We start from the raw sequence: 13096 nt of genomic DNA, 5'->3' as shown, positions 1-13096 counted from the left end.
GAAAACAATGGCAAAAAAATATGCAATGGTCCACGACAACAATTTATGCATCGGCTGTCAAGCCTGTAATGTTGCGTGTAGATCCGAAAATAAAATTCCCGATTCCGTTTACCGTTTACAAGTATGGGTCAAACAAGAAGAGTATCCTAACGGAAGTTTAGGCTACGAATACCACAGACAATCGTGCGTGCATTGCGAAAATACGCCGTGTGTAAGCGTTTGTCCGACCAAAGCTTCACATGTCAACGAAGACGGTATCGTTTTAGTCGATAACGACTTGTGCGTCGGTTGTCTTTACTGCGTCGCGGCATGTCCTTATCAAGCGCGTTACGTCCATCCGGTGACCAAAGCACCCGATAAGTGTACGTTCTGCCACGAATCACGCTTAAGCCGAGGCGAAGAGCCGGCGTGTGTGACCGTATGCCCAACCGAAGCGTTAACCTTTGGCGATCTCAATGATCCAAAAAGCAAAATCAACAAAGTGCTCTCCGAACGCGTTACGTACCGCCAAAAAGAGAGACTCGGAACCAAACCGAAAATGTATATCGTACCCAACCATAAAGGAGGGATCAACTCATGAATCAAATCTGGGGCTCTGTGGAGCAATACAATACGGTCGTATGGCATTGGCCGATCGCGGTTTATCTCTTCTTGGCGGGACTTTCCGCCGGTGCGATTATCTCCGCCATCGTCGTGAAATGGATGAAAGGTAACGATGTTTCCCCATGGGACGGAATTATTAAAGCGGGAGCGATCTTAGCACCCGTTACGATCGGTGCGGGTTTATGCCTTTTGATTTTTGATCTTACCCGACCGTTGATGTTTTGGAAATTGTTGATTCATTATAACTTCGGCTCGGTCATGACGATCGGTGTTTTGGCCTTGTTTGCCTATATGCCGGTTTCCATTTTGTTTTTGCTCGGCGTTTTCAAAAAAGAGTTAGCCGTGGATGGACCGTTTAAATTCTTAGCGCCGATTGCAGATTTGGCACTCAATTACGGCAAAGCACTTGAAGCGATTACGCTTGTATTGGCGGTGGGCGTAGGTGCGTATACCGGTTTCTTGCTCTCGGCGATGAACAGCTATCCGCTTTTAAATACGCCCGTTCTTCCGGCACTCTTTTTGGCTTCGGGCGTATCTGCGGGTATTTCGGCAAACCTTGTCGTCGGATTATTGTTCTTTACCCATGCAACGAAAGACGCCAACGTAAGCTATTTGCACGGACTGGACGTCAAAGTGATCTTTGCAGAACTCTTTTTCATCTTCATTCTTTTCGTGGGAATGATGTACCAAGGAGGCGCAACGGCACATGCGGGAGCGGCGGCACTTAGTACGGGCGGTCTTTCAACCCTTCTTTGGGTGGGCGTCATCGGTTTTGGCTTGCTTTTACCTATCGGATTGAACTTTGCTTTGCCTCACGGAGTCAAACACTCCCACGCCTTTGTGATCTTTAACGCTCTTATCGTTCTTGTGGGCGTTTTAGCACTGCGTTACTACATGCTTTATGCCGGACAAACCTTCGTCGGATAAAGAACATGTCACCCTTAGAGTCAAGGCTCTAAGGGTTTTTTCGTGCCTTTGCATCATCTTAGCGTAAGATTTTCTTTTGTTGTGATACAATACGTCTTTCGTATTATTTTCAAAGGAATCGTCATGAAGTTGTACTCTCTTATTTATGATGATTTAAAGACCTTGCAAAACTTCGTCGAGGCGCGCTTCCAACCCGATCAGCATCTTTTCATACAACTTTTTAGCGGAAGCGGCGATTGCGTCGTTCTTCAAAATATTTTAGATTACCTTCATACCCGTTTACCGCAAAGTGTGGTCATCGGAGCGACGAGTGCCGGAGAAATCCACCGAGCCCAAATGTCCCAAGAAACGATCGTTCTTTCATTTTGCCTTTTGGAAACCTCACGCGCCGGCGTATACTACCTTGACGTTGCCGATCGAAAAAGCGCGTATGAAATCGCATCGCGCGCGATAACGCCTTCGACGAAAGTCTGCATCGCTTTTACCGAACCTTTGAAAAGCAAGGAGAACGAGGCGTTTATTCAAGCCTTGGGCGAAGCCGCCGCACATGTCGTCGTCGCCGGAGGAAACGCCGCCGATAGTTTTGCGTTTGCGCAAACGTATCTGTTTCATGCCGACCGCATCGAAGACCACGGCGTCGTTTTGGCGATTTTGGAAGGCGATAGCTTACATGTCCATCAAGATTACTCGTTCGGATGGACGCAAATCGGTAAAACGATGACGGTTACGCGCTGCAAGGGAAACGATTTGTACGAACTCGATCATCAACCGATCGAAGCGGTCTATCGGCACTATTTGGGCAACGATATGATTCGAGGATTGCCCGCGAGTGCCATTGCCTTTCCGTTGGTGAGCCAAAGCGAGAACGTAGAGGTATGCCGCTCAATCGTGGGTGTCAATGAAGACCGTTCGTATCGTTTTGCCGGAGAGTTTTGCGAGGGTGATCACGTGCGTTTTGCCATCGGCAATATCGAAGAGATTATGGAAAAAGCCGAAACACTGCAACAAACCCTTTGCGAAAATGCGATTGAAGCGATGTTTATTTACTCCTGTGCCGTTCGAAAATATTTTTTAAAAGATCAACTGCATTACGAGCTGGAAATGTTAGAGCAAATCGCTCCTACGGTCGGATTTTTTACCTACGGCGAATTTTACAGCGGTCGTACTGCGAATCATCTGTTAAACGTTACAACAACGATTCTAGCCCTTAGCGAATCCTCCATTCACCAAATCCCTCTCAAAAAAACGATGGTTCGCCCCACGGATTCGATTTTAAAATTTTTGACGCATTTGGTCAATACGACGCAATGCGAATTGGACGAAAGCGTCAACTTTTTACGCCAATATAAAACCGTTTTAGACCACAGTGCTATTTTTTCGAAAATGGATGCACAAGGCTACATCACCTACGTCAACGACGCGTTTTGCGCGGCTACGGGATATACGCGAGATGAAATTATCGGTACGAAACACAGCCGTTTTCGCCATCCCGAACACGATGAGTCTTCGTATGACACGCTATGGGAAACGATTCAATCGCAACGGATTTGGCAAGGCGTTTTAAAATGCCTCAACCGACAAGGCGAAACGTTTTACATCAAAAGTACCTTGGTTCCCGTCGTCAACGAACACGGGCAAACGATGGAGTATATCACGAGTAGCACGGATATTACGGAGCAAATCGTTAAAGACCGCATCATTCAAGAACAGCTCATCGACGAATTGACGGGACTTGGCAACCGTCAGGCTCTTTTTAACGAAATACGCAGCGATACGAACGAAAAGATGTTGATGCTCATCAACCTGATCGGCTTTTCGGAGATCAACGATTATCTAGGATACGACGTGGGCGACGCATTGCTCAAAGAGATCGGAGCGTTGCTCGATCAACGCTTTGCGGAAAAACACCGCGTCGTTTTTCGCATCAACGGAGATGAATTTGCATTGTTGATTAAAGAAAACGATCACGTATGGCAGCATAAAAACAGTGATAAACTCTACCGAATGATTCATTATCTGGAAAAGCATATTTTTCTCATTCAAGGCTATGAAATCGTTGTGCGCCTGAATGTCGGCATCGCTTCTGGATGCGACGAGCATATCTACATGCAGTCGCATATTGCGCTCAAAGAGGCTAAAAAACGCGATGAGGTGATTGTGACGTACAACCTCAACGAAACGCTCAAAGATAAAACAAAACACAATATTCAAATCATTCATAAAATTCAACATGCCGTCGAAAACGATCGCATCGTACCGTTTTATCAAGGCATTTACGACAACGTGCAAAAAAAAATTACCAAGTACGAAGTGCTGATGCGCTTGGAAGAAGAGGACGGGAGTTACTTAAGTCCGTACCATTTCTTGGAACAAGCCAAAAAAACGCGGCTTTACGAAAAGCTGACGAAAATCATGATTCAAAAATCCTTTGCCTACCTTCACGACAAAGGCGTTGCTTTTTCGCTGAACCTCAATGTCCGCGATATTCTCTCCGTGTCGGTTAAAGAGTGTTTGTACGACGCGATTCGCACGTACGATTGCGGGGATCGGGTCATTTTGGAAATCGTCGAGAGTGAGGGTATCGACAATTTTGAAGAGATGAGCTTTTTTATTCAAGAAGCAAAAGCACTAGGATGCCGTATCGCTATCGATGATTTTGGTACGGGATACTCCAATTTTTCCTATTTGGCGCGACTCAAAATCGATTATATTAAGATTGACGGCTCGTTAATCCAAGAGATCGATACCGATCCGACCAAAGAGATGACGGTCGAGACGATTGTCTCGTTCGCGCATAAAATGGGTTATAAAATCGTCGCCGAATTTGTGGATAAAGAAACGGTGCAAGCCAAGCTGGAACGCTTAAACGTCGACTTTTCTCAAGGCTATCTTTTTAGCAAACCGCATCGGGTTATAGAGCTTTAAAGCGAAAATACCTTACAATAAGACAGAATTCTTACATCCTTTGCGTAAGAGAAAAATCTTTAAGCGAGCCATACGTGATAGAGTCTTATGCCCGACGACGATTCCTTCAATTTTCAACCGCCGCCCTTAGCATGCAAGGAAGTCTCCGCGCTTTGGAACCAAGCATACTCAAAGGGGAAGACAAATGGGTGCGAAGCGTATGTGAAATATGCAGCAGTCGTTGCGCTATCGAAGTACGCGTGGTGGATCAAAAACCCGTGTGGCTTCAAGGAAACGCGTTTGATACGCGTATGCACTCGAGTATTTGCGCCAGAGGGCTTTCGGGCGTTTCGCAGTTATACGATCAAGACCGCCTGAGGACGCCGTTAATGCGCGTCGGGCAACGCGGGGAGAACCGTTGGAGAGAAGCATCTTGGGACGAAGCTTTGGCGTTTGTCGCTTCGTCGATGCAGCGTTTGAAACAAAACTACGGTGCGCAGAGTATGCTGTTTTCGTCCAAAACGGGCGAATCGTTCGATCTTTTATCCTCTTTTGCCGCCAACTACGGCTCTCCCAATACGTTTTCACATTGGAGTTCTTGTCCGATCGCGATTGAGAGTGCCTTGGAGCAGACGTTCGGCGAACGGGCGTATCGGGATTTCGAGCATGCCGATTATATCGTCAATTTCGGGCACAACCTCTTTGAAGGGCTAGACATTCCTTTAAGCAAAGCCATGGCGCGTTTTGCGGCAAACCCTTCCAAAAAATTGATCGTGCTAGACCCGAGGTTTTCGATCATGGCGGGCAAGGCGGACGAGTGGTATCCGATTAAGGCAGGGCAAGACCTTGCGTTTGTCTTAAGCCTTTTACATGTATGGCTCAGAGACGCTAAATACGACCACGCGTTTGTCCGGCGTTATTGCATTGGATTGGACGCTTTAAAAGCCTCTTTGAAAGAGACGACTCCGCAATGGCAAGAGCGTTACACCGGAATCGATGCGAAAACGATCGAGCGTTTGGCGGACGAAATTTACCGCGCCGCGCCGCGTTGCATACTTGATTGGGGACACAAAGCGACGACGTCTCCGGCGGAGTTTCAGCGTACCCGCGCGATTTTAATCGCCAACGTTTTGATGGGAAACGTGGAGAAAAAAGGCGGTATCTACTTTGCAAAAACGCCCGAAATGCTCAACGCATTAATTCAAGAGCCGCTTTTTCCTTTGCTTCAATCGCCCTATCCGACTCCGGAAGTCGGCATTGCGCGTATCGACGGTGCGGGTGAAGAGGGAAGCGCGTATCGGTTCGTTCCGAAAAAGCACGGCGTACTCAATGCGATTGCGGACGCGATTTTAACGCAACAACCCTACGCGATCAAAGGATGGTTTTTAACGCGCCACAATCCGTTGGTAACCGTTGCCGATCCGCAAAAAATGAGAACGGCGATGGCGTCGTTGGATCTGATCGTCGTGAACGACATTTACATGAGCGATACGGCGATGATGGCGGACGTGGTTTTACCCGAAGCAACCTATTTAGAGCGGGATGAAAGCATTCATTTACACCACGGGCTTGTTCCCTCCTATACGATGCGCAACCGTGCCCTAACGCCCCTGCACCGCACTCGAAGCTTGCACGAGATCGTTCGAAGCTTAGCCGATGCGTTGGGTTTTTCGCATGCCTATTCGTGGAAAACGATGCAAGAGCTTCGCGCGTACCAAGCCAAAGGCAATAGCGCATTGTTGGAAAGTCTTGTGAAACGAGGCTACGTTCAAGCGACGATACCGCATCTTTTTTTACGAGAAGAGGCGAGTGTCCGTGCTTTTTGCGAACGTTATGCACACGTTGAGCTTAGACATGTCTTAGAGATGTTCGAACGCCGACGCAAAACGCCCTCAGGCAAAATCGAGCTCTTTTGCGCGCATATCGAAAAAGCGTTTGAGGGATACGGCGTACCTTGCGCGGTCGATATGGACGTGCAACAAAACTATCCGTACACGCTGATTTCGGGCAAGAGCGCGATTCATACCAACGGACATACGCAAAACGTACCGTACCTTCACGCCCTCATGCCCGATAACCCGCTTTGGATGCATCCGAGTACGGCAAAAGCTCACGGTTTGCGTCAAAACGATACATGTTACATCGAAAACGAGATCGGCAAAGAGAAGGTGAAAGTATTTCTTACCGAAGGCATTCGCCCCGATACACTCTTTTTGTATATGGGATTTGGACGGCAAACGCCTTTACTGCCTAAGATTGATCGTAAAGGATCGAGTGCTTCCAAACTGCTTTCGTTAAAAACCGCGCCTGTTTGCGGTGCGATGATTACCAATACCGGCGTTCGTATCGTGAGGGCATAGCGATGGCAAAAGCGTATCGACTGATTTTCGACGAAAATCTTTGCATCGGATGTCAAGCCTGTAACGTGGCGTGCCGTTTGGAGAACGACGTGCCTGAGGGAGTTTATCGTTTGCAAGTCCATGTCACGACGCAAGGCGTTTTTCCACACCTTGGAATGCACTTTGAAAGACGCTCGTGCGTGATGTGCGACGAGCCTCCGTGCGTGAGTGTATGCCCTACGGGAGCGTCGTTTCAGAGCAAAGACGGTTTGGTGCATATTCACGAGTCGCAATGCATTACATGTAAGTATTGTATTTTGGCGTGTCCTTACCATGCACGCTTTATCAATCCACTCAAAAACGTGGTCGAAAAATGTACGTTTTGTTTTGATAGCCGGCTTTCAAAAGCGCTAGATCCCGCATGCGTCAGCGTTTGTACGACCGAAGCGTTACGTTTTGGGGATGTGAGTCAAGAAAATTCGGCGGTTGCGATGCTTTCACGCAAAGAGACCCTATTATTTCCCAAAGCGCATTTGGGAACGAAACCGAAAGTCTGCTTTATCCCCGCACGCAAAGGAGTTAAAGTATGAGCCCGATGTGGGGAAGTACCGCGCAGTACGAAGTGATTCACTGGTCGTGGGCGATTGCCGTTTATCTCTTTTTAGCCGGTATCAGCGCTGGTTCGATTATCGTTGCGCTGCTGGTCAAATGGAATCGACACGAACGTAGTAACTCTTCGATTTGGGACGCGATGATTAAGTCTGGAACTTTGGTCGCTCCCGTATCGATTTTAGCGGGACTTTTTTTATTGGTCGCGGATTTAGGGCGTCCGTTGTCGTTTTATTGGCTTTTGATTCGTTTTAATCCTCTCTCGGTTATGAGCTTGGGCGTTCTTTTTTTACTGATTTACACGCCGATCGTGTTGGTTTTTACGCTTTTGGTGTTTGAACGGACGATTGTGAAATACACATGGCTTTTGCCTTTGGGAAGCTTTATCGAATGGGTCAAGAGTTTGCACTCGTATGCAAAAACGATCGAGTATTTTTTAATGGCGGCGGCATTGTGCGTAGGCTCTTATACGGGCTTTTTACTCTCGGCGTTGTATGCGATTCCGCTGTGGAACAGTCCTGTTTTGCCGATCGTTTTTTTGACTTCGAGCATCTCTTCGGGGATTGCGGTGAATATTTTGATCGGATTGGTGTTTTTTAAAAGTACGATCAACACGGAGAGCATCAAGTACCTTTTGGTGCTGGATTTGCGGGTTATTATGACCGAATTGCCGCTTTTGGGTATCTTTTTCGTCGGTCTTTTTTACGGCGGCGGCGAAGTTTCGTCGGTGGCGAAAGCGGCACTGAGCCACGGCGGATTGGCGTTGGTCTTTTGGCTCGGAGTCATCGGCATCGGGTTGTTATTGCCGCTTGCGACGGTTATTTTGGCGTTACGAAGCCACGTCTATCGGGTCAGGTATATTTTAACCAACGCAACGGCGGTGCTTTTAGGTGTTTTATTGCTACGTTATTACATTATTTACGCCGGACAAATCTATCTTGGATAAGGACGATCATGAAACTTTTATTGCTCGAAGACGACTACAATTACAACGAAAGCATTAAAGAGTATTTGGAGTTTTTGGGCTATGAAGTCGATGCCTTTTTCGACGGAGAGAGTGCTTTGGACGCGATTATGCAAAAAACCTATTATCTGTTTTTGTTGGACGTGAAAGTTCCTAAGCTCAACGGTCACGAACTGATCAAATACATCAAAGAAGCCAAGATTACCACGCCGATTATTATCATTACCTCTTTGGTCGATATCGACAATATCGCAATCGGCTATGAGCTTGGCTGTAACGATTATCTCAAAAAACCTTTTGAGCTCAAAGAGTTAGAGCTTCGTGTTAAAGAGCTGATTAAAAAGCACTATCAAACCGGAAACGAAGGGGTATTTAAGCTGGCATGCGGTCTTTGTTTCAATTTCGAAACGGGCGAAATCAAGAAAGACGATCAAACGATTATTTTAAGTTCCAAAGAACAAGAGTTGGTGCGTTTTTTAATTCGACGTAAAAATACGTTCTGCGATATCGAGACCCTGCGCGAAAACGTTTGGGAAGGCAAAGAGATCAGTTATGCCGACATTCGAATGTACATTCGCAAGATCAGACTCAAAGTAGGCGTCGAAGCATTCATCAAATCCTCGCGCGGTTTGGGGTATAAAATCGATGTTGACGCTTAATCCGTTTCGTTCGGTTTGGCTTTATACGCTGATCGTCATGGCACTTTTTAGCGTTCCGAGTTTTTTTGCGATTCAAAGTACCGTGACGGAAGAAAAATACAAAGCTTCGCAAGAGCTTTTCGAATGGGTCTCAACGCACGAAAAAAGCATTTTTGCCAAAGAAGAGTTTGATATTCCGCGTAGCGTACGGTTTCACCTCAATATTTACGACGAGACGCATACGCTTTTGTACCGAGGCATCGAAGCGACGTTAGAGGACGTGCAATTTAAGATACGCGTGGTGTATCCGTTTTTGTACTATCAAAAAGCGGTACAAACCGACGATAGAGGGCTTTTTTTCGTAGTGGTTCAAACCAAGCTCAATTATGCCAAGATTATTTTCGTGACGACGATGCTTTTTTTTATCGTTTTGTTTTTGATTTACCTTCTAAGCAACGTCTTCGTGCATTCGAGCATCTATCCGTATCAGCGAATGCAACGCTATATGAACGACTTTTTTAACGATTCGATGCATGAGCTCAAAACGCCTTTGGGCGTCATTAACATTAACGTCGAGTTGCTCTCCAATTACGTAACCTCTTCCAAACACCTCCAACGCATTAAAGCGGCAACGAAACAGATGCAAATGACATACGAAGACGTGGAATATTATATTAAACACAAAAAAGTGGTGTATGCGAAAGAGCCGATCAACCTTTCGGAATACCTCGGGTTACGCATCGCGTTTTTCGAAGATATTGCACGCTCGAAATCCATCGTTTTAAAGTACGAGATCGAAGAGGCGATGATGATTTTTATCAGTAAGGTCGAACTGCAACGCATTCTTGATAATACGCTCTCCAATGCGATTAAGTATTCGTTTTTTCAAGGCATTGTCGAAATATACCTTCACCGTAAAGACGAAAGCAGTTGTATTTTGAGCTTTATCGATCACGGGCAAGGCATTAAAGACCTCTATAAAGTCTTTGAGCGTTTTGAAAGGGAAGACGGCGTGCAAGGCGGCTTTGGCTTAGGACTCAATATCGTTCAAAATATATGCAATAAAAACGACGTCGATATCGACATTGAATCGTACGAGAACCAAGGATCGCGCTTTACGTACGTTTTTAAGCTCGATCACCAAAAATGGCTCGATAAAGTTGAAAACGAACAAAAGGCTTTGACATGATGAAAGAAAAACGCTTTTTCCTCAGCGCATTAGTAATGCTCTTTTTTGGGCTTTGCTTGCTTTTTTTATACAACAAATCGATTTCGTTTGAAGAGGACGAAACCCTTAAAAAACAGATGGACGCGCTGCTTTTGACGTTACACAACAAGATCGAAGAGACGACGCACGTCTCATTGGCGAGCTCGGTTATTTTAGCCAAAAGCCCTCACGTGATCGGTTGCCTTCAAAACCAAGATCGAACGCAGTGTTTGGATTATTTGCTCGACATTAAAAATACGATGGCTCTCTCGGGCGTGTTTGAAAACGCACGCTTACACTTGCACACCAAAGAGTTCAAAAGTTTTATGCGCTTATGGGACTATCGCAATGAAAGTAACGACGATTTAAGTGCTTTTCGCCATGCGCTAGAAAAAGTGAAAGCAACCAAACACTCCATCAAAGGGATTGAGATCGGGCGTAACGGGATGTTTATGCGTGCGATTGCTCCGGTATTTAACCAAGAGGAGTATGTCGGGACAATCGAAACGGTTGTGGATTTTAAAGATATGAGTCGTTATTTCAAAAAAGACGGCGTGGAGCTGTACGTTTTGATGAAAAACGAATACGCCGACATCGCCAATGCTTCGGAGTATGCTCCAAATCTTAGGCTTGATAATTACACGATCGTCAATCAATCGACCAACGGGCTTCATTTTATCAAAAGTGCCAATTTTCAAGGCACGGGCTATATGAAAATGGGAGACAGTTACGTGCTTTACACCCCGATAGTCGATATTAACGGTGAATATGTCGGCTTTTTCGTCTTAACGTGGAGTGAAAGCCTCTCCTTGGCGTCATTTAAAGGCTAAGGTGCTTTCGCGCATTGTTGCGGATACGATCCATACCCATGTAAAACTCTTTCATTAAGACCAAAAAGAGATAGTCGCCGAATTCCGTCGTTTTGATCGTATGTTCGTCTTCGACGACGGTTTTTGCCAAACGGAGCAACATCAGCTCTTTGCCCAACGCCTCTTCGATTTCGACGCCGAACATACGGTGAAATTTTCTCTTGGAAAGTTTGCCGTTGAAAAGATCGACCATAAGGCGGTAATACATTTGCGAATTTTGAGGAAAAGTTTTTTCTTTAATGACGGCACTGTTGCGGTTTTGAATATGTGCGGAGTATTGGTCGAGCGCAAACTCGTTTAAGTAAAGCGTATCTTTTAAAAAGCTAAACGAACCCGAACCAACGCCGACGTACTCTTCGTGATCGATGATGTATTCGTCGATGATCGTGTCTTGTTCTTTGGAAAACGACCAACCGTGACGTGAAGGATAGGCGGTTTTGAGCTGTTTTTTAATCGTTTTAAAGAAAGCCATTTCATGCGCCATACTAAATTCCCCGAGGCTTTTACGCACGCTGTTTTTGACCAACGATGAGGTCATTAACGGATAAACGCTCGTTTGTTCCGGAGAGAGTTTTTTAAGAAGTTCCAAATCTCGAATAAGTCCGGCTTCGCTTTGCTCTGGGAAATTAAAGATCAAATCGACGCTCGTGATCGGTAAAATGCCGAGCATCGATTCGATTTTACGGTACACCTCTTCGCCGGAACCGAATTTTTCAAAACGACCGAGTTTTTTCAGAAGCGTGTCGTCAAAGGTTTGTACGCCGATAGAGAGGCGATCGATGAGTCCGTCTAAGCGTAAAACGGTTTTCGGCTTGATATGGTTAGGATCGCTTTCGCACGAGACGTGTTGAATATTGAACTGCGTTTTAATCAGTTCGATCGTTTTGATCAGTTCATCTTCATCGATAAGCGGCGTACCTCCGCCGATCACCAAATAATCAAAATCGTACCCTAACGATTTGACATGTAAAATCTCTTGACGCAAGTGTTGAAAGTAAACGCTTGCCGCTTCTTTCGTATAGGTAAATTTGTTGAACGAGCAATAAGGGCAAAACATCGAACAAAACGGTACGTGAACGTAGAGCAAATAAGGTTTGTTTTCAGGAGGCAACGGCAATCCTTTGGAAGGGTTGTCGACGTTTAAATAGTGTTTGGTGTATTGGTGCATAAAATAACTGGTTGCACTCGTAATGATTTTTGAGGGATGGCGTAACATCAAATTTCCTTTCTAAAGCCCGTCTTTTGCCGCTATTATAAGTAACAAAAGTAATTTTTATGTAAATTTTTAATTCATACGCAAGATTATAACGCTCAAACGTGAGAAAAAGAGGGGGAGTAAGATTCACGATAAATTCACTTTTATAGAGAATAATGCTTTAATTGCAATAAAAAAGGGAGACTTTATATGAAAATAGCACCGAATTTGGTTTTTATTGCGACACTTTTGTTGGCAATACCTTCGGCATCAACGCTTAAAGCGGCCGATTTTGATTGGATGGTCAGTTTGAATTTACGTTCGCATTCCGACCCGTATGCATACCGTTACGGCTTGATGGACCGATTTCATTACAATGAAGTAGAGGTTATTTCCATCATGGACAACGTTTATGAACCCGCAGACGCCTATATGATTTTTCGATTGGCGGAACTTTCCAATCGACCGCCTGAATACGTGTTGCGCATTTATCGCGAACGTCGATTTGCCCATTGGGATGATTTTGCACTTTTTCTAGGCATCCCCGTTTACGCACCGATGTTTACGTCGTTGCGCCACGGTCACGATATTATCTATCGTGAACGCCCGCATGTTCGTTACGAAGAATACCATTACAGCGAGCCTCGACGGTATGTTCCGCCGACGCGCGTGTATATCGAACAGCCGCATCGAGAATACGAACCGCGTCGTGAGCACGTCGAGCCTCAACGACACGATCAAGGGCGTGTAGAACAGCCTCGAAGAGAGTCGCATGACCCACGACACGACCGAGATAGAAAAGACGACGATAGATACGATAGACGTTAATAAAGGAGAAAAA

11 protein-coding genes are annotated in these 13096 nt (G+C 45.7%); 10 read left to right on the top strand and 1 reads right to left on the bottom strand.

The genetic code is table 11. The features are described from left to right. Window positions 1–7: 7 nt before the first annotated feature. The 9 genes from UCH003_RS12390 (at window position 8) to UCH003_RS12350 (ending at window position 11021) form a co-directional block, all read left to right on the top strand. Complete coding sequence (locus tag UCH003_RS12390; protein WP_060826739.1) at window positions 8–580, top strand: 4Fe-4S dicluster domain-containing protein; 573 nt, start codon at window positions 8–10, stop codon at window positions 578–580. After that, window positions 577–1530, top strand: a complete 954-nt coding sequence (nrfD, locus tag UCH003_RS12385; RefSeq protein ID WP_060826738.1) for an NrfD/PsrC family molybdoenzyme membrane anchor subunit — start codon at window positions 577–579, stop codon at window positions 1528–1530. Before UCH003_RS12390 ends, nrfD (UCH003_RS12385) begins: the two co-directional genes overlap by 4 nt. A 123-nt stretch (window positions 1531–1653) precedes the next feature. After that, window positions 1654–4455, top strand: coding sequence for an EAL domain-containing protein (locus UCH003_RS12380; protein ID WP_060827000.1), 2802 nt, complete (start codon window positions 1654–1656; stop codon window positions 4453–4455). 74 nt (window positions 4456–4529) lie between these two features. After that, entirely contained in the window at window positions 4530–6794 is a 2265-nt protein-coding gene (phsA, locus tag UCH003_RS12375; protein ID WP_144441016.1) for a thiosulfate reductase PhsA, read from the top strand. A gap of 2 nt (window positions 6795–6796) precedes the next feature. Then, window positions 6797–7363: a 4Fe-4S dicluster domain-containing protein gene (locus UCH003_RS12370; protein ID WP_060826737.1), complete on the top strand. Its 567-nt coding sequence runs from the start codon at window positions 6797–6799 to the stop codon at window positions 7361–7363. Then, window positions 7360–8328 (top strand): NrfD/PsrC family molybdoenzyme membrane anchor subunit, encoded by a 969-nt coding sequence (gene nrfD / locus UCH003_RS12365; protein WP_060826736.1) that lies wholly within the window; start codon window positions 7360–7362, stop codon window positions 8326–8328. The genes UCH003_RS12370 and nrfD (UCH003_RS12365) overlap by 4 nt, the downstream gene beginning before the upstream one ends. An 8-nt stretch (window positions 8329–8336) precedes the next feature. Next, window positions 8337–9005, top strand: coding sequence for a response regulator transcription factor (locus UCH003_RS12360; RefSeq protein WP_041963547.1), 669 nt, complete (start codon window positions 8337–8339; stop codon window positions 9003–9005). Continuing rightward, window positions 8992–10173, top strand: coding sequence for a sensor histidine kinase (locus UCH003_RS12355; RefSeq protein WP_060826735.1), 1182 nt, complete (start codon window positions 8992–8994; stop codon window positions 10171–10173). The genes UCH003_RS12360 and UCH003_RS12355 overlap by 14 nt, the downstream gene beginning before the upstream one ends. Then, window positions 10170–11021, top strand: a complete 852-nt coding sequence (locus tag UCH003_RS12350; RefSeq protein ID WP_231964781.1) for a cache domain-containing protein — start codon at window positions 10170–10172, stop codon at window positions 11019–11021. The genes UCH003_RS12355 and UCH003_RS12350 overlap by 4 nt, the downstream gene beginning before the upstream one ends. Here the strand turns inward: UCH003_RS12350 and UCH003_RS12345 are convergent. Next, window positions 11011–12276 carry a coproporphyrinogen III oxidase family protein gene (locus UCH003_RS12345; RefSeq protein WP_060826734.1) on the bottom strand — a complete coding sequence of 422 codons (1266 nt, stop codon included), beginning with the start codon at window positions 12274–12276 and terminating at the stop codon, window positions 11011–11013. The genes UCH003_RS12350 and UCH003_RS12345 overlap by 11 nt on opposite strands. 189 nt (window positions 12277–12465) lie before the next feature. Here UCH003_RS12345 and UCH003_RS12340 point away from each other — a divergent pair, with 189 nt between their 5' ends. Beyond that, window positions 12466–13083: a hypothetical protein gene (locus tag UCH003_RS12340; RefSeq protein WP_060826733.1), complete on the top strand. Its 618-nt coding sequence runs from the start codon at window positions 12466–12468 to the stop codon at window positions 13081–13083. Window positions 13084–13096 lie beyond the last annotated feature (13 nt).

It is taken from the genome of Sulfurospirillum cavolei, assembly GCF_001548055.1.
Classification (GTDB): domain Bacteria; phylum Campylobacterota; class Campylobacteria; order Campylobacterales; family Sulfurospirillaceae; genus Sulfurospirillum.
This window is presented reverse-complemented; position numbering and strand designations above follow the sequence as displayed.